20 protein-coding genes and 1 pseudogene are annotated in these 18,841 nt (G+C 69.7%); 7 read left to right on the top strand and 14 right to left on the bottom strand.

Going from position 1 to position 18,841, the window contains the following annotated elements:
- Positions 1-44: 44 nt before the first annotated feature.
- The 7 genes and pseudogenes from EV644_RS19915 to EV644_RS19885 all read right to left on the bottom strand — a co-directional run bounded on the left by EV644_RS19915 (position 45) and on the right by EV644_RS19885 (position 7,051).
- Positions 45-1,496, bottom strand: coding sequence for an NADH-quinone oxidoreductase subunit N (locus EV644_RS19915; RefSeq protein WP_132189782.1), 1,452 nt, complete (start codon positions 1,494-1,496; stop codon positions 45-47).
- The gene (locus EV644_RS19910) at positions 1,493-3,028 is read right to left on the bottom strand and encodes a complex I subunit 4 family protein (RefSeq protein ID WP_132189781.1); all 1,536 of its coding nucleotides are present in this window, start codon (positions 3,026-3,028) and stop codon (positions 1,493-1,495) included. The genes EV644_RS19915 and EV644_RS19910 overlap by 4 nt, the downstream gene beginning before the upstream one ends.
- The gene (locus tag EV644_RS19905) at positions 3,025-4,794 is read right to left on the bottom strand and encodes an NADH-quinone oxidoreductase subunit 5 family protein (RefSeq protein ID WP_132189780.1); all 1,770 of its coding nucleotides are present in this window, start codon (positions 4,792-4,794) and stop codon (positions 3,025-3,027) included. Before EV644_RS19905 ends, EV644_RS19910 begins: the two co-directional genes overlap by 4 nt.
- Entirely contained in the window at positions 4,791-5,144 is a 354-nt protein-coding gene (gene nuoK, locus EV644_RS19900; protein WP_132189779.1) for an NADH-quinone oxidoreductase subunit NuoK, read from the bottom strand. The genes EV644_RS19905 and nuoK overlap by 4 nt, the downstream gene beginning before the upstream one ends.
- Positions 5,144-5,683 carry an NADH-quinone oxidoreductase subunit J family protein gene (locus EV644_RS19895; RefSeq protein ID WP_132189778.1) on the bottom strand — a complete coding sequence of 180 codons (540 nt, stop codon included), beginning with the start codon at positions 5,681-5,683 and terminating at the stop codon, positions 5,144-5,146. Before EV644_RS19895 ends, nuoK begins: the two co-directional genes overlap by 1 nt.
- Before the next feature lie 155 nt (positions 5,684-5,838).
- Positions 5,839-6,054, bottom strand: a pseudogene (locus tag EV644_RS46430) (4Fe-4S binding protein); the annotation flags it as partial.
- Between the two features lie 232 nt (positions 6,055-6,286).
- Positions 6,287-7,051 carry a methylenetetrahydrofolate reductase gene (locus EV644_RS19885; RefSeq protein ID WP_132189776.1) on the bottom strand — a complete coding sequence of 255 codons (765 nt, stop codon included), beginning with the start codon at positions 7,049-7,051 and terminating at the stop codon, positions 6,287-6,289.
- Between the two features lie 70 nt (positions 7,052-7,121).
- Between EV644_RS19885 and EV644_RS19880 the strand changes: the two genes are divergently transcribed.
- Entirely contained in the window at positions 7,122-7,346 is a 225-nt protein-coding gene (locus EV644_RS19880) for a hypothetical protein (RefSeq protein ID WP_132189775.1), read from the top strand.
- Between the two features lie 5 nt (positions 7,347-7,351).
- On the opposite strand, the gene EV644_RS19875 is transcribed toward EV644_RS19880, so the two are convergent.
- From EV644_RS19875 to EV644_RS19865, 3 genes are all read right to left on the bottom strand, one after another.
- Entirely contained in the window at positions 7,352-8,566 is a 1,215-nt protein-coding gene (locus EV644_RS19875; protein ID WP_132189774.1) for an RNA polymerase sigma factor, read from the bottom strand.
- Entirely contained in the window at positions 8,559-8,900 is a 342-nt protein-coding gene (locus EV644_RS19870) for a YciI family protein (protein WP_132189773.1), read from the bottom strand. The genes EV644_RS19875 and EV644_RS19870 overlap by 8 nt, the downstream gene beginning before the upstream one ends.
- Before the next feature lie 69 nt (positions 8,901-8,969).
- Entirely contained in the window at positions 8,970-9,920 is a 951-nt protein-coding gene (locus EV644_RS19865; RefSeq protein ID WP_132189772.1) for a complex I subunit 1/NuoH family protein, read from the bottom strand.
- A gap of 85 nt (positions 9,921-10,005) precedes the next feature.
- On the opposite strand from EV644_RS19865, the gene EV644_RS19860 reads away from it, so the two are divergent.
- Positions 10,006-10,854: an SDR family oxidoreductase gene (locus EV644_RS19860; RefSeq protein WP_132189771.1), complete on the top strand. Its 849-nt coding sequence runs from the start codon at positions 10,006-10,008 to the stop codon at positions 10,852-10,854.
- A 5-nt stretch (positions 10,855-10,859) separates the two neighbouring features.
- On the opposite strand, the gene EV644_RS19855 is transcribed toward EV644_RS19860, so the two are convergent.
- From EV644_RS19855 to EV644_RS19840, 4 genes are read right to left on the bottom strand one after another with little or no spacing between them, the layout of a single operon-like run.
- Positions 10,860-11,795 (bottom strand): GNAT family N-acetyltransferase, encoded by a 936-nt coding sequence (locus EV644_RS19855; protein ID WP_241998393.1) that lies wholly within the window; start codon positions 11,793-11,795, stop codon positions 10,860-10,862.
- Complete coding sequence (locus tag EV644_RS19850) at positions 11,792-12,526, bottom strand: NADH-quinone oxidoreductase subunit C (RefSeq protein WP_132189770.1); 735 nt, start codon at positions 12,524-12,526, stop codon at positions 11,792-11,794. Before EV644_RS19850 ends, EV644_RS19855 begins: the two co-directional genes overlap by 4 nt.
- A complete protein-coding gene (locus EV644_RS19845; RefSeq protein WP_132189769.1) occupies positions 12,523-13,152 on the bottom strand; it encodes an NADH-quinone oxidoreductase subunit B in 630 nt (209 codons plus the stop codon). The genes EV644_RS19850 and EV644_RS19845 overlap by 4 nt, the downstream gene beginning before the upstream one ends.
- A 4-nt stretch (positions 13,153-13,156) precedes the next feature.
- Positions 13,157-14,008, bottom strand: coding sequence for an alpha/beta fold hydrolase (locus EV644_RS19840; RefSeq protein WP_132189768.1), 852 nt, complete (start codon positions 14,006-14,008; stop codon positions 13,157-13,159).
- Between the two features lie 130 nt (positions 14,009-14,138).
- On the opposite strand from EV644_RS19840, the gene EV644_RS19835 reads away from it, so the two are divergent.
- From EV644_RS19835 to EV644_RS19815, 5 genes are read left to right on the top strand one after another with little or no spacing between them, the layout of a single operon-like run.
- Positions 14,139-15,632 carry a purine-cytosine permease family protein gene (locus EV644_RS19835; RefSeq protein WP_132189767.1) on the top strand — a complete coding sequence of 498 codons (1,494 nt, stop codon included), beginning with the start codon at positions 14,139-14,141 and terminating at the stop codon, positions 15,630-15,632.
- Positions 15,633-16,184: a cysteine hydrolase family protein gene (locus EV644_RS19830; protein WP_132189766.1), complete on the top strand. Its 552-nt coding sequence runs from the start codon at positions 15,633-15,635 to the stop codon at positions 16,182-16,184.
- Complete coding sequence (locus tag EV644_RS19825) at positions 16,181-16,900, top strand: GntR family transcriptional regulator (protein ID WP_241998391.1); 720 nt, start codon at positions 16,181-16,183, stop codon at positions 16,898-16,900. Before EV644_RS19830 ends, EV644_RS19825 begins: the two co-directional genes overlap by 4 nt.
- The gene (locus tag EV644_RS19820) at positions 16,897-17,913 is read left to right on the top strand and encodes an ADP-ribosylglycohydrolase family protein (RefSeq protein WP_132189765.1); all 1,017 of its coding nucleotides are present in this window, start codon (positions 16,897-16,899) and stop codon (positions 17,911-17,913) included. The genes EV644_RS19825 and EV644_RS19820 overlap by 4 nt, the downstream gene beginning before the upstream one ends.
- Complete coding sequence (locus EV644_RS19815; RefSeq protein WP_132189764.1) at positions 17,910-18,824, top strand: PfkB family carbohydrate kinase; 915 nt, start codon at positions 17,910-17,912, stop codon at positions 18,822-18,824. The genes EV644_RS19820 and EV644_RS19815 overlap by 4 nt, the downstream gene beginning before the upstream one ends.
- The last annotated feature ends 17 nt before the right edge of the window (positions 18,825-18,841 follow it).

Below are 18,841 nucleotides of genomic sequence, written 5' to 3'. Positions count from 1 at the left end.
GCGCAGTACGAGGGCTGGCTGGCTACCCAGAATGCCAACTGACCTCAGGTGACGAGGGCGAAAAGGGCGCTCGGGAGCAGGGACATCACCACGGCGGAGCCGACGCAGGCGGAGATGACGGCGACGGCCGGGGTCTCGATGTCGACGGAGAACGGGTCGTCGGCCGGGAGCCGGAAGATCTCGGCGACCCAGCGCAGGTAGACGGCCAGGCCGATCATCACGTTGACCGCCATCACCACGGCGAGCCAGCCCATGTGCGCATCTATCACCGCCTGGAAGGCCGCGAACTTGGTGAACAGCCCGGCCAGCCCCGGCGGCAGACCCGCCAGAACCACCAGGAAGAACACGAGAGCGGCTCCGAGGCCCGGCTCCGAGCGGATCATGCCGCGGTAGTCGGACAGCAGCCCGCCCGGGCGGTGCCGCTGGACCACCGCGACCGCTCCGAAGGCGCCGAGCGTCACCACGACATAGGCCGCCAGGTAGCCCACGACCGCCTGCGCGTCACCGACGGCGAGAGGTGCGAGCAGGAACCCGACCTGCCCGATCGAGGACCAGGCGAGCAGCCGCACGGCCTCCTGCTGCCGCAGCGCCGCGATGTTGCCCACCGTCATCGTCAGCGCAGCCAGGATCGCGACGACCAGGCGCAACTCCGAACCACTCGGGGCGACGCCGAACGTCACCAGTACGAGCAACCCGGCCACGCCGGCGGACTTCGACACCACGGCGAGGAAGGCGGTCACCTCGATCGGCGCCCCGGCGTACGTGTCGGGCAGCCAGCCGTGGAACGGGACGGCGGCGATCTTGAAGCCGAACCCGACGATGACGAACAACCCGGCACCGAAGGCCACCCGGCGCAGGTCCGGGTCGATCCCCGGCAGCCGCGTCGCGATCGTCTGGAGGTACAGCGACCCGGTCACGCCGTACAGGTAGGAGATGCCGAACAGCATCACGGCGGTCGAGAGCACCGAGACCAGGAAGGCCTTCATCGCCGCCTCGGAGCCGCGGCGGTCGCGGTTCAGCGCCACCATCGCGAAGGTGGGCAGCGACACCAGCTCGAGCGCGATCACCACCGTGGCGAGGTCCCGCGCGCCGGCCAGCACGGTCGCGCCGACCAGGGCGCTCAGCAAGAGGAAGTGGTACTCCCCGACGGGGATGCCCGCCGACAGCAGCCGGTACGTCGAGAGGCCGACGACGCCCAGTCCGCCGACCAGGAGCACCGCCCACAGGCCGATCGTCAGCGGTTCGAGCACCAGGCTGCACTCGGCCGGGCCCTCCACTACGGTCCGGCAGAACGCGGGCTTGAAGCCGTTGCGCTGCACCACCACGAACGCCAGGCAGAACAGGATCACGCCGCCGGTGATCAGGCTGATCACGGTGTGCTTGAGCTGCTTGGTCCCGGTGCTCCAGAAGGCGTCGATCAGCAGCACCGCGATCGCGCCGAGCGCGAGCAGCAGCGGTACGGCGGTCGCCTGCCAGTCGGTCCAGGTGATCGTCATAGGAAGTTCCAGTGGTTGAGCAGCAGCGGCGGCCAGACCCCGAGGACCACGGTCAGCGCGATCAGCGGCGCCCAGGTGATCAGCTCGATCCGGCTCAGGTCCACGGCGAAGGCGGCCGCCGGGTACTCGGCCGGATCACCCTGGCACAGGGTGCGCACCAGCCGGAGGAAGTACGCGGCGGTGAGCACGGTGCCGAGGCCGGCGATCACCATCATCACCTGGAAAGTTGTCCTCGGCAACGAATTGGCCGGGTGGTAGGCGCCGAGCAGGACCAGCATCTCGCCCCAGAAGCCGGCCAGCCCGGGCAGTCCGAGCGAGGCCAGGCAGGCGAACGTGAGCAACCCGCCGATTCTCGGCAGCCGCGCGTAGAGCGCCCGGCCGAGGGTCCGCAGGTCGCTGGTGTCGTGCCGGTCCTTGATCGCGCCGGCCAGGAAGAACAGCAGGCCGGTGATGACGCCGTGCGCGATGTTCGCGAACAGGGCGCCGCTGAGCCCTTCCGGCGACATCGTCGCGATGCCGAGCCCGATGAAGCCCATGTGGCCCACGCTCGAGTACGCGATCAGCCGCTTGAGGTCGGTCTGCGCCAGACAGGCCAGCGACCCGGCGATGATCGCCACGGTCGAGAAGCCGGCCAGGTACGGCGCGATGGTGGCCGTGGCCCCGGGCAGCACCGGGAGCAGGATCCGGATCAGGCCGTAGCTGCCGAGCTTCAGGAGCACCCCGGCGAGTAGCACCGAGCCGACCGTCGGGGCCTTGGCATGAGCATCGGGAAGCCAGATGTGCAACGGCCAGAGCGGCATCTTCACCGCGAGTCCGATCGCGATCAGCACGGCGGCGGCCAGGGCGACCCCATGCCCGTTGCGGATCGGGTCCTGGCCGAGCACCTCGAGGTCGAAGGTGCCGGTCACGCGGTACACGAGCAGGAACCCGAGCAGCATCAGCGCCGATCCGAGCACCGTCATCAGCACGAAGGTGGTCGCCGCGCGGCGCCGCCCGGCCGGGTCGTGCTCGTCGCCCCAGATGTCGATCACCAGCCACATCGGGATCAGCACGGCCTCGAAGAACAGGAAGAACAGCACCAGGTCGACCGCCGAGAACGTACCGATCACGCCGGTCTCGATCACCAGCAGCAGCGCGATCAGCGAGCGCGTCCGGCCGATCCGCGGGGTGATCCGCAGCGAGTACAGGCAGCACAGGAACACCAGCAGCGCGGTCAGCACGATCAGCGGCATCGAGATCGTGTCGATGGCGACATGGAACCGCACGCCCAGCGCAGGGATCCAGGACACGTCCGTCTCGGCGTACGGATGGATCCTGCCGGGCAGAGTCCGGGCTTGTTCGCCGATGGTCGACGATCCACTGCGCGGCCTCAGCAGGTCCCACCACAGCACCGCCGATCCGACCAGCACCAGGCCCGACACCACGGCTCCGACGATCGCCGCGAGCCGGTCGGCCTTCGGCACCGGCAGGACCCAGAGGACCACAGCGGCCAGGAACGGCAACCCCAGCAGGACGAGCAGCAAGGCGCTCATGAGCCGATCACCCCCGCCAGGATCGCGAGCGCGACGACCCCGACCACCGCGGCGGTCAGGTAGGTCTGCGCGTTCCCGGTCTGCAGCCGGCGGAGGCCTTGCGACGCCAGCGTTCCGGTCCGTCCCGCGGCGCGTACGTAGGCGCCGATGACATCCCGGTCACCGGTGACCGCCAGTTGCGCGAACCACCGCACCGGTACGGCGAAGACCCGGTAGTAGGCCTGGTCCACCCCGAACTCCTGCTCCAGCACCACCGGGCGCGGGTCCGCCCCGCGCTGCCACAACGAGTACGCCGGCAGTGCTCCGAGCAACGCGAGCACCGTCGTCACCAGGGCGACCCCCCAGTTGAGGTGCACCCCGTCGGCGTACCCGAGGCCGATCGATCCGACCGCAAGGAGCACCAGCGGAGCGAGCATCACCCACGAGGGGTCATGCAGCTTGGAGGTGTCCGGCTCCTCCGCATCCGCCATCGGGTCGTCGTCCTCGAACGCGCCGAGCGCACCGGCGAGAGCCGGCGTCCGGAAGAACACCCACAACCACAACCGGACGCAGTAGAAGGCGGTCAGCGCGGCGGTCAGGCACACCGAGACCAGCACGACCCAGCCGAGGGTCGACCCGTCCCGCGCGTGGAGCCAGGCTGCCTCGACCACCGCGTCCTTGGAGAAGAACCCCGCGAACCCCGGTACGCCGGCCAGCGAGGCGAGGCCGATCGTCATGGTCACGAAGGTGACCGGCATCGCCGTCCGCAACGCGCCGTGGCGGGTGTACCGGCGGAGCACGACGAAGGCGGCGCTGCCGACCTCGTGCAGGAGCACGCCCGCACAGAGGAAGAGCAGGCCCTTGAAGGCGGCGTGGGTGGTCAGGTGGAAGAGCGCGGCGTGGCGTCCGTCGGAGGTGCCGAGCGAGAGCGCGGCGAACATGATCGCCAACTGGCTCACGGTCGACCAGGCGAGCACCCGCTTCACGTCCACCGCCGCCATCGCGCAGAGCGCCGCGAAGATCATCGTCACGCAGGCGACGATCGCCAGCACGGTGAGAGTCGTCGCGGCCGCGGTGAACACGTCGTACAGGCGGGCGATCAGGAAGACACCGGCGGCGACCATGGTGGCCGCGTGGATCAGGGCGCTGACGGGGCTCGGGCCGGGCATCGCGTCCGGGAGCCAGGTCTGCAGTGGCACCTGGGCCGACTTGCCGACCACGCCGACCAGCAACAGCAGCGTGCCGGTGGTGAGCGTGCCCGACGAGATCGGGCTGTCGCCCAGCTCGGAGATCTTGAAGGTGCCGTAGCCGAGGCCGAGCACGAAGATGCCGAACAGGAAGCCGACGTCGCCGAGCCTGGTCATCAGGAACGCCTTCATCGCACCGGAGCGGGCGTCGCGCCGCTCCCAGTAGTGACCGATCAGCAGGTACGAGCAGGCGCCCATCACCTCCCAGCCGATCAGCAGCAGGAAGAGGTTGTCGGCGACCACGACGGTCACCATCGCCGCGGTGAACAGCGTCACCAGCGCCGTGTACGACGCGATCCGCTCCCGCACGTAGCCGATCGAGTAGACCTGGACGCAGGCCGAGACGACGCCGACCACGGCGAGCATCAGCACGGTCAGGTCGTCGGTGCGCAGGTCGAAGCTGATGAAGACGTCGCCTCCCACTCTGGCCCCGTGGGTGAACGCCGTCTGCTGGGGCTCGACGCCGTAGAGCACCGCAGCGGTCAGCACGACCAGCAGGGAGAAGCCGACGCCGACCACCCGCCAGGCGGTCGCGATCACCGGTCGGTGCCCTTCTCCGCGAGGTCGTTCGTCCTGACCCGGTCGACCTCGACCAGGTCGCGGGCGGCATCCACGTCGACATGCCCGTGGCCGCGGAACAGCAGCAGCACGATCGCCAGGCCGAGGCCGATCTCCGCCGCCGCGATCGTGATCACGAACACCGCCAGGGTCTGCCCGGTGGCGAGACCGTCGAGCCGCCAGGCGTCGAAGGCGACCAGGTTGAGGTTCACCGCGTTCAGCATCAGCTCGAACGACATCAGCACGGTGATCGCGTTGCGGCGCGCGAGGATGCCGTACACGCCGATGCAGAACAGCAGTACCGCCAGCAGCAGTGGCAGGACCAGCGGCATCAGTCGTCTCCCCCGTCCGCGCTGGACACCGTTTGAGCGGGTTCCGACAGTCTTCCGCTGCGCTGGGAGAGCACGATCGCGCCGATCAGGGCCGCCAGCAACAGCACCGACAGCACCTCGAAGGGCAGCACCCAGCTGCGGAACACCGCGTTGCCGACACTCTCCGCCGAGCCCGCCGATACCGGCTTGATCCTCTCATTGCCAAAGGCAACGACTACGCCGGCGCCGAGGATCAGCGCGAGCACCAGCGAGACCACCGCGGCGAACGGGCTGCGGCCGGTGGTCAGCCCGGGCAGCGGATTCGTCGGGGCCTTGGTCAGCATCAACGCGAAGAGCACCAGGACGACGATCGCGCCCACGTAGACCAGGATCTGCACCAGCGCGACGAACTCCGCGTGCAGCACGCCGAAGCAGCCGGCCACGGCGCCGAGCGCGACCACCAGCCAGAGCGCGGCGTGCACGATCCGCCGAGATGTCACCACCAGTACGGCCGCCACGACCGCCACCGCCCCCGCGATGGAGAAGAGCGCAGTCGTCACTGCTCGCTCCCACCCTCGATGGCCGGCGGGTCAGGAACGACCACCGGTCCAGGGTCGATCGGCTGGGGCGCCGGCACGGTCCACATCCACTCGCGCAGCCGGTCCTTCTCGTGGGTCAGGTTGCGCAGGTCGGTCTCGGCGTACTCGAACTCAGGGGACCAGAACAACGCGTCGAACGGGCAGGCCTCGATGCAGATCCCGCAGTACATGCACAGCGAGAAGTCGATCGCGAACCGGTCCAGCACGTTCCGGCTGCGCTCCCGGGCCTGCTCGCCGACCGACGGCGCGGTCTCGGTGTGCGAGTCGATGTAGATGCACCAGCTCGGGCACTCCCGGGCGCAGAGCATGCAGGAGGTGCAGTTCTCCTCCATCAGGGCGATCACGCCCCGGCTCCGCGGCGGCAACTCGGGCTGGACGTCGGGATACTGCTCGGTGACGGAGCGGCGGGACAGCGTCTTCGCGGTGACCTTCAGGCCCTCGATCAGACCCTTGCCTGGTACGGCCACGCCTCCTCCTCCTCCTCCGTCAGATAGCTGTGCACGCTGACACTAGTGTCCTGCACCAGGACACTAGTCGCTCAGAAGCCGCAACGTCGTTAACCGGTCAAAGGTCACGCTCCAGCCGGGCGGCGACCTGGCGGTAGCGGCTCACCGGGACGAGGTGCACGCCGTCGAACGCGCCGCTGTCGCGGATGCCCAGGATCTGCTCGCAGGCGGCGTCCACACCCGCGTCCCGGTCCGCCTCGACGGCCGCGACCAGGTCGTCCGGGATGGCGATCTGGGGCAGCGCGGCGGTCAGGTTATGGGCCATCTTCGCGCTCGCGAGCACCATCACGCCCGCGTAGACCGGGATGTCCAGCTCGACGCTCTCGCGCCACCGGAGCAGGTTCTCCAGCGAGTAGCTGACCTGCACGTAGAGGAAATCGGCCTCCGCCTTCCACCCCGGTACCGCACGCAGCCCGGTCGCGGCGCCCACCTGGAACGGCATGATCCCGGGGAAGGTCGTCGCCCGGGCCTGCTCGATCATCGTCCGGACCGTCAGCTCGCTGGTCCGCCCACCCGCGGTCGGCTCGTCCCCGCGGACGAAGAGGAACTGCTCCACCCCGTACGCCGCGGCGGTGAGCAGGTCGCGCCGGAAGCCGAGCAGGTTCCGGTCGCGGGAGTTCAGGCAGGCGATCCCGCGCGCGCCCATCGCCTGGACCTCGTTCGCGACGGCGACGCTCGACACGGTGGCCCGGCCGATGTGGTTGTCCGGGATCAGGAACGCGTCCGCGATCGGGCTCAGCACCCCGATCTGGTGCCGCACCTTCTTCAGATCCGGCCGCGTCGGCGGCTCCACCTCACACACCAGCTCGAATCCCTCGCCCATACCCGCAGACCTTAGCGACGCGGGGTTCCAGCCCTTCCCGTTGTCCACAGGCTGTCGCTACCGTCTCCAGATGGACAGCTACCAGCCGCTCGCCTGGGCCGCCATCGGCGCGGCGGTACTGGTCGCCGCCAACGTCGCGTTCGCCTGGTTCGCCACCGCCCCCGACCACTACGAGTGGACCGACCCGGCTGTCTTCATGAGCCCGCTCGCCGCCCTCGTCGGCGCGTTCATCGGCGCAGGGGCGGCCAGGATCCGCCTCGCCTTGCGGAAGCGTCGTGAGGAGCTCGAGCGCTGAGGAGTTCAGAGCGCGTCGAGGCTGTTCTGGAGGAAGGTCTGCTCGGTGGTGTTCGTGGTCAGCGCGAGTGCTGCTTCATAGGCGGCGGCCGCTTCCGCGGCACGGTCCAGGCGTTTGAGGAAGTCGGCACGGATCGCGTGGAAGAGGTAATAGCCACCGAGGTCCAGGTCGTCGACCAGGGCGAGTCCTTCCGCAGGGCCGGAGATCTCGGCCACGGCGACTGCGCGGTTGAGGGCGACCACCGGGCTCGGTGCGATGGCGAGCTGGTGGTCGTAGAGCTGGACGATCTGCCCCCAGTCGGTCTCCGCCGCGGTCGCCGCATCGCTGTGTACGGCGTTGATCGCCGCCTGGAGCTGATACGGACCAGGCTGGCCGCGGCGCAGGCACCGGCGTACCAGGTCCTGGCCTTCCGTGATCAAAGCGCGGTCCCACAAGGCACGGTCCTGGTCAGGGAGCCGCACGAGCGTGCCATCCGCGGCGGTCCGCGCGGGGCGCCGGGACTCCTGCAGCAGCATCAGCGCGAGCAGACCGACCGCCTCGGGCTCGTCGGGCATCAGGTCCACCAGTAGCCGGCCGAGGCGGATCGCCTCCTGGCACAGCTCGGTCCGGATCAACTCGTCGCCCGACGACGCGGCGTACCCCTCGTTGAAGATCAGGTAGACGACGGCCAGCACACCGCGGACCCGCTCGGGTAGATCGGCCTCGTACGGCACCCGGTACGGGATCCCGGCCGCGCGGATCTTCGCCTTCGCCCGGACGATCCGCTGCGCCATCGTCGGCTCGGGTACCAGGAACGCCCGGGCGATCTCGGTGGTGGTGAGGCCGCCGAGGAGCCGCAGGGTGAGGGCGACCCGCACGTTGAGGGCGAGCGCCGGGTGGCAGCAGGTGAAGATCAACCGCAACCGGTCATCGCGCACAGCACCCTCCTCCACCGGTTCGTCCTGGGCGTGCAGCAGGGCCGCCTGGGCTTGTTTGTCCGCCCGCGAGGCCTCGCGCCGGAGCCGGTCGATCGCGCGGTTCCGGGCGGTGGTGATGATCCACCCGGCCGGACTCGGCGGCAGCCCGGCGGCCGGCCATTTCTCGGTCGCCGCCGCGAACGCCTCCTGGACCGCGTCCTCGGCGACGTCCAGATCCCCGAACACCCGGGTCAGCACGGCCACCGCCCGCCCGTGCTCGGCCCGGAACACAGCGGCGATCTCGACAGGTCCGACCTCAGCCAAAGGGCCGCACCTCGACGTGCAGCGGGCTGAGGACGCGAGCCAGCCTGCGGGACCACTCGAGGGCCTCGTCCTCGGTCTCGACCTGGATCACGGTGAAGCCGCCCAGGTGTTCCTTGCCCTCGGTGAAAGGACCGTCGGTGACCAGCAGGTCGTCCCCCTTGGCCTGCAGGACGGTCGCGGTCTCCGGCGGCTGCAGCCCGGCCGCGAACACCCAGGCGCCCGCCGCGCGGATCTCGTTGTTCAAGGCATCCAGCTCGCGCAGGATCGGCTCGAGGACCTCGGGCTCGGGCGCGGGCCCGTCAGGCTGATAGATGCTGAGCAGGTACTGCTTCATCGTCTCCTCCTCCGGTTTGTCCTCTACACGAACAGCCTCGGCCCCGATCGACAGCCAGACTCACGATCTTCAGTAGAAGATGACGACGCCGATGCCGGTGAGCGCGAGCTGGAGGAGCGCCACCGGCACCAGGCCCTGCCACGCGAGCTTCTGCAGCTGGTCGGCGCGCAGCCGGGGGAAGGCCACTCGGACCCAGATGACCAGGACCGACACCACCGCGATCTTCAGGACGGTCCAGATCCAGCCGATGCTGTCCGGACCCGGCCCGCTCCAGCCACCGAGGTACAGGACCGTGGTGAGGCCGGCCAGGACGACGATCCCGGCGTACTCCGCGAGGAGGAACATCGCGAAGCGGAGACCGGTGTACTCCGTGTACGGGCCGAAGATCACCTCTGAGTCGGCGACCGGCATGTCGAACGGCGGCCGTTGGAGCTCGGCCAGTCCGGCGATGAAGAACACCACCATCCCGGGCAGCTGCCACAGCAACCACCACGGGTTCCACGCCTCGACGATCCCGGTCAGGCTCAGGGTGCCCGCCGCGACCGCGACGCTCGCGGCGGACAACACGAAGGGCAACTCGTAGCTCATCAGCTGCGCGGCCACCCGCAGACCGCCGAGCAGGCTGTACTTGTTGCCGCTGGCCCAGCCGGCCATCAGCGAGCCGAGCACGCCGACACTCATCACGGCGAGCAGGTAGAACAGGCCCGAGTCGAGGTCGGCGCCGACGATGCCCGGGGCCAGCGGGATCGCCGCCATCGCCGCCATGTACGGCAGGATCGCCACGATGGGGGCCCACTCGAACACCCGCTTGTCCGCGGCCGCCGGGGTCACGCTCTCCTTCTGGATGAACTTCACCCCGTCCGCGACCAACTGCGCCCAGCCGTGGAAGCCGCCGGCGTACATCGGGCCGAGCCGGGACTGCATGTGCGCCATCACCTTGTGCTCGGCCTGACCGACCAGCAAGGGCGTCACCAGGAACGCGACCAGCACTCCCAGGACCCGCACCACGAACTCGAGCATGACCGCACCCTATCGAGTCCGGCTTGACCTGAACCGCTGTTGAGGTCAGAGGGTGGTGGAAAACCTCGCGGGAAAGAGAGCCGAGATGAGCACGATCCTCGTCACCGGAGCCACCGGGCGCGTCGGGCGACACGTAGTACAGGGCTTGCTGGAAGCCGGGGCGACCGTGCGCGCGCTGGTGCGGAATCCGGCGGCCGCCGAACTGCCCGCGCCGGTCGAGGTGGTGCAGGGTGATCTCTACGATCCGGGCGCGGTCGAAGGAGCTGCGGTCGGCGTCGATGCGGTCTTCCTGCTGTGGCCGTCGTTCAGCGCGGAGGGCGCCGAGGCCGCGGTGAAGGCGCTGACGAAGCACGTGTCGCGGGTCGTCTACCTGTCCTCCCTGAACGTCCGCGACGACCAACCCCTCGCCGCCAGCGGCGTCTGGGGCGAACTCGAGGAACTCCTCGCCGACTCCGAGTGGACCTTCCTCCGCCCCAGCGGGTTCGCCGTCAACACCCAGGCGTGGGCCGAAGCCTTCCGCACGAGCGACGTCGTACGGATCCCGTTCCCAGGCGCCGGCCGCTCCCTGATCCACGAACGCGACCTCGCCGCGGTCGCAGTACTGGCTCTCCTGGTCCCGCAACACATCGGCCAGAAATACCTCCTGACCGGCCCAGAGGTCCTGACCCAGGCCGAGCAGATCGCCACCCTCAGCACCGTCACCGGCAAACCGATGCGGATCGAAGCACTATCCCCCACCGAGGCCCGCCAAGCGATGCTCGCCCTCGGCGCCGACCCCACCCTCGCCGACTCCTCAATCACCTACTGGTCCACCCTCGTCACCAACCCGGAACCAGTAACCCCGACCGTCCCAACCCTCCTCAACCGCCCAGCCCTCACCTACCAAGACTGGTCCGAAGAACACGCAGACGAATTCCTCAGCCCGCTGCCCTGACTGCTTCAGTTCGTGAGGGGGACTTGGAGCCAGCCGCCTACGTCTTGGCGGCCTGCGGTGGTGGCGGCTTGGATGGCGCCGGTGTTGTCGGCGTGGATGCAGCCGATGAGGATGCGGGAGGGGTCGGGGAGGGCCTGGGCCATCAGGGTGGAGAGGTGGGTGCCGAGGCCGCGGCCGCGGTACTCCGGGACCAGGATGATTTCCTGGACGATGTACGCCGGAAGGCCGAGGGTGTCCTCGCCGTCCGCCAGGGCTGAGACATAGCCGGCCCAGGCGCCGTCGACTGTCACATCGAGGAGCAGGCCTGCCTCGGCGGACTCCTCCAGGTCCTCGCGATCTTGCAGATGAGCCTGTACTACGTGCGCCGGGTGGGCGTGGTCGACGGCGTCGTAGGCGCGGCGGGCGTCGTCGTAGTGGTCCACGTTGCGGACCGGGGTGACGTCCAGGCCGGGTGGGACGTCGCGCGGCAGGAGTTGCTCGATCGGGGCAGCGAGGAAGCGGCGGTCGGGTCCTGTGCCGGGGAACGCGCCGACGGGCTCGGCGCTCCACAGGCGCAGGTAGGTGGGGTTGTGGATCGCGTAGTACTGCGTCGCGGCCGCAGCCAGGGCCGGCAGGTCTTCGGTGCGAAGAGCACGGCTCATGGGTGAGGCGTCGACGAACGGCTTGGTCGGATCCATGCCCTCGAACCGCATGCTGACCATCGCCGACAGGTCGTCGCACACCGGGACCCAGTAGTTGAGCATGCTCTCGATCGGAGTACCTGGCGCCGTCTTCGCGACCCGGGCCGCGGCAATGTCGCGGTCCGTGGCAAGCAGGATGTCTACTTCCTCATGCTGCTTGGCCAGAGCGTCCAGTCGCGTCGCGTCGTCCGCCCACGCACGAGACAACGGATGCTGGCGCTCGAGCGTGTACCCGGCCAGCTCACGAGGAGTCGGAATCACGACGACGAATCGCCCTGCTCACCCTGCGACTCCTCCGGCTTGGCAGGCGCTGCCTCAGCCTGCTTTGCGGTACGGCGTTCGCCTGCGCCGCGGCGGGGGCGGGCCGGGGTGGCGGCGGAGAGCGCGGGTGCCAGAGGATCGGGGTCGGGGCTGCCTGGCGGGCGGGGTCCCCAGGATTCCGGGTCGGGGACGCCCGGCGGCAACGTGCGACGGCGACTCGGAGCTCCGGCCTTCGGGGCGTGGTCGGACTCGCCTGGCTCCTTCGCGCCCGGCCAGGGCTTGGCGACGCGGGAGGCGAGGACGAACTCCTTGCGCAGCGGGTTGCCCTCGAACCCGTCCGGCAGCAACAAGGGGATCAGGTTCGGATGGTCGTCGAAGGTGATCCCGAACATCTCGAAGGTCTCCCGCTCGTGCCAGTTCGCCCCGGAGTACAGGCCGCTCAGCGAGGCGAGTCGCGGCGTCGCGCGGGGGACCAGCGTGCGCACGAGCAGGTGGTCGACGTGCGCACCACCCCAGAAGTCCGCGAGGTGCGTGACGATCCGGAACCCGTCATTAAGTTCGTCGCTCGCGGTCAGGAAGTCGAAGAAGGTCAGGCCGACCTCGTCCCGCAGTACTTCGTGCGCCGCGACCCACGACTCGGCCGGTACGTCGACCGCCGCCGGGCCGAAGCTCTCGGCCTTGACCGCGGCAATCCCCGCCTGGACCAGGGCCCCGACCGCGTCGTCGCTCACCGAGGCTCCACCGTCGCCGAAATACCAGCCGAAGCATCAGGAGCGACAGCCGAAGTACCTAGAGCCGGCGGCGACACCAGACCGCGGGTCAGTGCCTGCGCGGACGGCTCGTACCGGCTGGTGACGTTCTCGCCGGCGATCTTCTCCTGCAGCTTGAGGATGCCCTGCAGCAACGCCTCCGGCCGCGGCGGGCAGCCCGGCACGTACACGTCCACCGGGATGATCTGGTCGACGCCCTTCGTCACGCAGTACGAGTCCCAGTAGGGCCCGCCCGAGTTCGAGCAGGAGCCGAACGAGATCACGTACTTCGGCTCCGGCATCTGGTCGTAGAGCCGCTTGATCGCGGGCGCCATCTTGTCCGTCACCGTGCCCGAGACGACCATCAGGTCGGCCTGCCGCGGCCCGGGCGCGAACGGGATCACCCCGAGCCGGATGAAGTCGTGCCGCCCCATCGACGCCGCGATGAACTCGATCGCGCAGCAGGCCAGGCCGAAGTTGAACACCCACAGCGAGTACTTGCGGCCCCAGTTCAGCAGGTACCGCACCGGCTCGGGCGCAAGTTTGGCCAGCGCGCCCACGGCCGGCCGGACCGTCGGGGTCGGCAGGTGGACAGGGCTGTCAGGCATGAGCTCAGCCTAGTCCGACAATCTCCTCCGCGAGGATCTCCGGGTACTCCAGCGGCGCGTAATGCCCGACGCCGTCGACGAACCGCAGCCGCTCGTCGCTGAAGAAGTCGTCGAGGTGATCCGACCACTCCCGCGGGAACAGCGGGTCGAACTCCGGCCACAGCACCACCGTCGGTACGGCGATCCGGTCGTACGACGCGGGCGACATCTCCTTGGCCGAGGTGGCGACGGACCCGGCACCCGCCCGGTACCAGTTGATCGACGCGGTGAACGCGCCCGGCTTCGAGTAGACGTCCACCAGGTGATCCAGCTCCGGCTCGAACCCAGGCCCCGACCAGTGCGTCCAGAAGTGCCGCAGGTACGACCGGACCGCGTCGGGATTCCCGTCGATCAGTTCCTCGATCACCGGCAGCCGGTGGAACGCCTGGTACCAGAACTCCGCCTGCGCGTGCTCGGAGAACACCCGCTTCCCGATCCCCGGCAACGGCGGAGCGACCACCAGGCCCTCGATCAGGTCGGGCCGGCTCCGGGCGATCCCCTGCGCGATGCGGCTGCCGACGTCGTACCCGGCGAGCACCGGACGCTCCAGCCCGAGCTCCTCGACCAGCCCGACCACGCTCCGCCCCTGCGCCGCCACGCCGTACTGCGCGGTCGGGTCGACCACGTGCTTGTCCGACTCCCCGAATCCCCGCAGGTCGGGCACCACCACCTCGAACCCACGCTCGACCAGCATCGGCGCGAGCAATCGGTAGTCCGTCCGATCCCCGGGCCAGCCGTGCAGCAGGACGACGGCAGGCCCCTCCCCGTCTCTGTCATAGGTCAACGAGAACCCGTCCACAGCAGCACTGACCGGCATGTTCGTCCTCTCCGTCGGGGCTCCCATCATCGTCCTCGATCCGGCCCCGGCAACGTCCTTGACCCTGCCCGGATCCGCGAATAGCGTGATTGGACAGGACTGAACAGGTCCATTTCGGGTTGGAGAGCGGATGGCCGATCGAGTGCAGTCGGACGCAGTCGAGCCGCGAACGTTCGCGGTGGAGAGCAACGGTCTCAACGTCATCGATGACGCCGACCGCAAGGGCACGCCGAGCCAGCTGTTCTGGCCCTGGTTCGGCGCCAACGTTTCCGTCCTCGGGCTGAGCTACGGCGCCTTCGCGCTCAGCTTCGGGATCTCGTTCTGGCAGGCGGCGGTCGCCGGCGTGATCGGAATCGTCTTCTCTTTCCTGCTCTGCGGCCTGGTCGCGCTGGCCGGCAAGCGCGGCTCGGCGCCGACGATGGTGCTGAGCCGGGCCGCGTTCGGGGTCCGGGGCAACAAACTCCCCTCGCTGGTGTCCTGGCTGCTCACCGTCGGCTGGGAGACCGTGCTGACGATCCTCGCGACGCTGGCCACCGCGACCGTGTTCGAGCGGCTCGGCTGGGGCGGCGGCGACATCACCAAGGTGATCGCGCTGGTCGTGGTCGGGACCCTGATCGTCGCCTGCGGCGTGCTCGGCTTCGACCTGATCATGCGCGCGCAGACCATCATCACGATCGTCACCGGCGTGCTCACCGTGGTCTACATCGCGCTCGTCGCGGACCAGGTCGACTGGAGCACCGTCTCCTCGCTGCCGAGCGGTTCGAGCCAGGAGGTGATCGGGGCGCTGGTGTTCCTGATGACCGGCTTCGGCCTCGGCTGGGTGAACGCGGCCGCCGACTACTCCCGCTACCTGCCCCGCTCGGCCTCCAGCCGCGGCGTGGTCGGCTGGACCACCTTCGGCTCCTCGATCGCACCGCTCGTACTGCTGATCTTCGGCCTGCTGCTGGCGGGTTCCTCGACCGACCTCAGTGCCGCGATCGCGGCCGACCCGATCGGCGCGCTGGCCGAGGCCCTGCCCACCTGGTTCCTGGTGCCGTTCGTGATCGTGGCGGTGCTCGGCCTGGTCGGCGGCGCCGTACTGGACATCTACTCGTCCGGCCTCGCCCTGCTCTCGCTCGGGTTGCCCGTGCCGCGGTACGTGGCGGCCTTCATCGACGGCATCGTGATGATCGCCGGAACCGTCTACGTGGTGTTCTTCGGGGACGAGTTCCTCGGTCAGTTCCAGGGCTTCCTGATCACGCTCGGCGTCCCGGTCGCGGCCTGGTGCGGCATCATGCTGGCCGACCTCGCCAGCCGCCGGCGGGACTACGACGAGGCCGCCCTCTTCGACCGCACCGGCCGGTACGGCGACATCCGGTGGTTGCCCGTAGCAACCATGCTGGTCGTCACCGTGATCGGCTGGGGCCTGGTCACCAACAGCGCCGCGGACTGGCTGACCTGGCAGGGCTACCTGCTCGAGCCGCTCGGCCTCGGCGGCAAGGAAGGCAACTGGGCGTTCGCCAACCTCGGCGTGCTGTTCGCCCTGGTCGTCGCGTTCCTGGTCCAGCTTTTCGCCGGCCGCTCCCAGGTGCGCCTGCAGGAGCAGGGACCGTCGCGTGAGCAGCTGAGCAGCCAGGAGGTCTGAATGGCCCCGGTGCTGGTCCTGATCGATCTGCAGAAGATCTTCGCGGAGCCCGACAGCGGCTGGGCCACGCCGGACTTCCAGCGGGTCATCAAGCCGACCCAGGACCTGATCGGGCTCTTCTCGCCGCACGTGATCTTCACCCGGTTCGTCGCGCCCGGCGAGCCCACCGGCTCCTGGATCCCGTACTACGAGCAGTGGCCGTTCGCCCTGCAGCCACCCACGTCGTACGCCTATCAACTCGTGGACGAGTTCGCCGGTTCGCCGACGCTCGACAAGCCCACCTTCGGCAAGTGGGGACCGGAGCTCGCCGAGGCGGTCGGACCGGGTGGGGAGCTCGTCCTGTCCGGTGTGACCACCGACTGCTGCGTGTTGACCACTGCTCTCGCGGCGCTGGATGCCGGTGTCCACGTCCGGGTCGTCGCGGACGCCTGCGCCGGAGTGGACGAGGCGAGCCACCAGAAGACGCTCGACATCCTGCGGCTCTACGCGCCGATGCTGGAGGTCGTGACGGTCGACGAGATCCGTGCCCAGCTCACCCCGGAGCGCCAGTGATCCGTGGAGTGAACCTCAAGCACGAACGGATCGCCTCCATCCTGGCCCGGGAGATCCGCTCGGGCCGGGTGGAGCGCGGCACCCAGTTGCCCGGGGAGCTCGAACTGGCGAAGCGGTTCTCCGTCAGCCGGAACACCGTCCGCTCCGCGCTCGCAGTACTGAACGAGGACGGGCTGATCACCACTCGCACGGGTAAGGGGTCGTTCGTGCTGTTCGACGGGCGGCCGCTGGACGACCGGCTCGGGTGGACCCACGCGCTGGCCGAGCAGGGCATCGAGACCCAGGTCCGGGTGTTGAAGCTGGCGCGGGAGCGGGACGAAGAGCTGGCCGGCCGGCTCGACCTCGACTCCCCCGACGTGATCGTGATCCAGCGGGTGCGGGTGATCCTCGGCGGCGACGCGATCTCGATCGAGCACAGTCGGGTGCCGGCCATCGAGGAACTCCGCGACCTGCCCGAGCGCGGTCTGGACAACGACTCCATCACCGCCACGCTGAGCCGGGCTGGACTACACCTGGACCACGGCGAGCAGCGGCTGCGCGGGCGCCCGCTCGATCGCGACGAGGCCGCTCTGCTCGACCGGCCCGAAGGCACCTGGTTCCTGCACACCCAGCGGACCAGCTGGACCGCCGACAACCGGTTCGCCGAGCAGGTCGACAGCCTGCTCGACCCGCGGCACTTCGAGCTGAGCCTGAACTACAGCGAGGCCGGCCGGTGACAGCTACCTCCCGCGCCGCCGGTGCTCTCTACGGCCTGGCGATCGGCGACGCGCTCGGGATGCCGACGCAATCGTTGCCCAGGGCATTCATCCTCGAGCGGTACGGCGAGATGCTCGACGGCTTCCATCCGGCGCCGCCCGACCAGCCGCTCGCCGCCGGCATGCCCGCCGGCGCGATCACCGACGACACCGAACAGGCCGTCTTGCTGGCCCATCTCGTCGTCTCCTCCGGCGGCTTGGTCGACGGCCGGGAACTGGCGCAGAAGCTGTTGGAGTGGGAGGACTCGATGCGTGCCCGGGGCTCGCTCGACCTCCTCGGCCCGTCGACCAAGCGCGCCATCGACGAACTGCTGCAGGGCAAGGACATCGACGAGACCGGCCGCTACGGCACCACCAACGGTGCCGCGATGCGGATCACCCCGGTCGGTATCGCCACGCCGTCCACCGATCTCGAGCTCCTGGTCGACCGGGTCGTCGCCGCCAGTGCCGCGACCCACAACACCGGCCTGGCGCTGGCTGCCGCAGCCGCCGTCGCCGCGGCGGTGAGTGCCGGGATCGACGGCGCGACCGTCCCCGAGGCGACCGACCTCGCGATCCGAGCCGCGACCAAGGCCGCCCCGCGCGGCCACTGGGTGGCAGGTGCGGACGTCGCCGTCCGGATCGAGTGGGCCACCTCCCTGATCGACACGGCGCCTGGCGACACCCCTCCTAGGCCGGGCGCCGTGTCTGCACTCCTGTACGATCTGGTCGGCACCAGCCTGGCGAGCCAGGAATCCGTACCGGCCGCCTTCGCCGTGCTCGCCGCCTACCCGGACGACCCCTGGCTCGCAGTACGGCTGGCCGCCTCGCTCGGCGGGGACACCGACACCATCGCGGCGATCGCGGGGGCCGTGGCCGGCGCCTGTCACGGCGAAGAGGGGTTCCCCGCGCAGGCCAGGATCACCGTTGCCGGAGTCAACGATCTCGAGCTCGACGACCTCGCCGAAGAGTTGCTGAAGGTTCGGGCCGGATGAGGCTGCTGCACCTCGGCAACGTCGTGATCGACCTGGTGCTCACCGTCGGCGACCTGCCGGACCGCGGCGGTGACGTGCTCGCCTCCAGTACGACGACCGCGGCCGGCGGCGGCTTCAACGTGATGGCCGCGGCCGTCCGCCAGGGACTCCCCACCCTGTACGCCGGGGCGCATGGCACCGGGCCCTTCGGCAGCCAGGCGCGGGAGGCGCTGGAAGAGGCCGGGGTGGAGTTGTTGCACCCGGCAAGAGAGGACCTGGACACCGGGTTCGTGGTGACACTGGTCGACGCGTCCGGGGAGCGCACCTTCGTCACCAGTCGTGGCGCGGAGGCCACGCTGACGAGCGAGGATCTGCCCGATCCGGCCGTCGGCCGGGACCTGGTGTATCTGTCCGGGTACAGCCTGTTGCACGACTCCAACCGGGCAGCCCTGATCCCTTGGCTTGGCGCGATTTCTCCTGATGTGCCGGTGTTCTTCGACCCGGGACCGTTGGTTGCCGAGATCCCCGAAGCCGCGCTGGAAGCAGTGTTCGCCCGGGCCCACTGGTGGAGCTGCAACGCCGGCGAAGCCACCGCGGTGACGGGTCTCGCCGAACCTGTCGAGGCGGCCCGATCCCTGGTCCGGCGTACCGGGCGTGCCGATGTGCTCGTCCGGACGGGAGCGGCCGGCTGCTTCCTCGCAGTACGAGGTGCCGAGGTCCAGCCCATCGAGGGGTTCGCGGTCGAGGCGGTGGACCTCAACGGTGCCGGTGACACGCACTCGGGGACGTTCCTCGCGGGGATCGCCGACGGCAAGGAACCGGCCGAGGCTGCCCGCCGGGCGAATGCGGCGGCGGCCCTTGGCGTCACCCGGCGTGGGCCGGCCACTTCGCCCACTCGGGACGAGCTGGATTCCTACCTAAGGGGCCGTTGAGCCGCGTGTAGGGAGTT

Origin of the sequence: Kribbella orskensis (assembly GCF_004342085.1) — a bacterium.
Taxonomy (GTDB): domain Bacteria; phylum Actinomycetota; class Actinomycetes; order Propionibacteriales; family Kribbellaceae; genus Kribbella; species Kribbella orskensis.
The sequence above is the reverse complement of the archived record's forward strand: the minus strand, read 5'-3'. Positions and strand labels throughout refer to the sequence as shown.

What these genes read in the sequence shown, in the direction of transcription:
- EV644_RS19915 (WP_132189782.1), bottom strand. Translation starts at nt 1,496, where the DNA reads ATGACGATCACCTGGACCGACTGGCAGGCGACCGCCGTACCGCTGCTG.
- EV644_RS19870 (WP_132189773.1), bottom strand. Translation starts at nt 8,900, where the DNA reads ATGAAGCAGTACCTGCTCAGCATCTATCAGCCTGACGGGCCCGCGCCC.
- EV644_RS19835 (WP_132189767.1), top strand. Translation starts at nt 14,139, where the DNA reads ATGGCCGATCGAGTGCAGTCGGACGCAGTCGAGCCGCGAACGTTCGCG.
- EV644_RS19865 (WP_132189772.1), bottom strand. Translation starts at nt 9,920, where the DNA reads ATGCTCGAGTTCGTGGTGCGGGTCCTGGGAGTGCTGGTCGCGTTCCTG.
- EV644_RS19815 (WP_132189764.1), top strand. Translation starts at nt 17,910, where the DNA reads ATGAGGCTGCTGCACCTCGGCAACGTCGTGATCGACCTGGTGCTCACC.
- EV644_RS19860 (WP_132189771.1), top strand. Translation starts at nt 10,006, where the DNA reads ATGAGCACGATCCTCGTCACCGGAGCCACCGGGCGCGTCGGGCGACAC.
- EV644_RS19840 (WP_132189768.1), bottom strand. Translation starts at nt 14,008, where the DNA reads ATGCCGGTCAGTGCTGCTGTGGACGGGTTCTCGTTGACCTATGACAGA.
- EV644_RS19830 (WP_132189766.1), top strand. Translation starts at nt 15,633, where the DNA reads ATGGCCCCGGTGCTGGTCCTGATCGATCTGCAGAAGATCTTCGCGGAG.
- EV644_RS19880 (WP_132189775.1), top strand. Translation starts at nt 7,122, where the DNA reads ATGGACAGCTACCAGCCGCTCGCCTGGGCCGCCATCGGCGCGGCGGTA.
- nuoK (WP_132189779.1), bottom strand. Translation starts at nt 5,144, where the DNA reads ATGCCGCTGGTCCTGCCACTGCTGCTGGCGGTACTGCTGTTCTGCATC.
- EV644_RS19845 (WP_132189769.1), bottom strand. Translation starts at nt 13,152, where the DNA reads ATGCCTGACAGCCCTGTCCACCTGCCGACCCCGACGGTCCGGCCGGCC.
- EV644_RS19910 (WP_132189781.1), bottom strand. Translation starts at nt 3,028, where the DNA reads ATGAGCGCCTTGCTGCTCGTCCTGCTGGGGTTGCCGTTCCTGGCCGCT.
- EV644_RS19885 (WP_132189776.1), bottom strand. Translation starts at nt 7,051, where the DNA reads ATGGGCGAGGGATTCGAGCTGGTGTGTGAGGTGGAGCCGCCGACGCGG.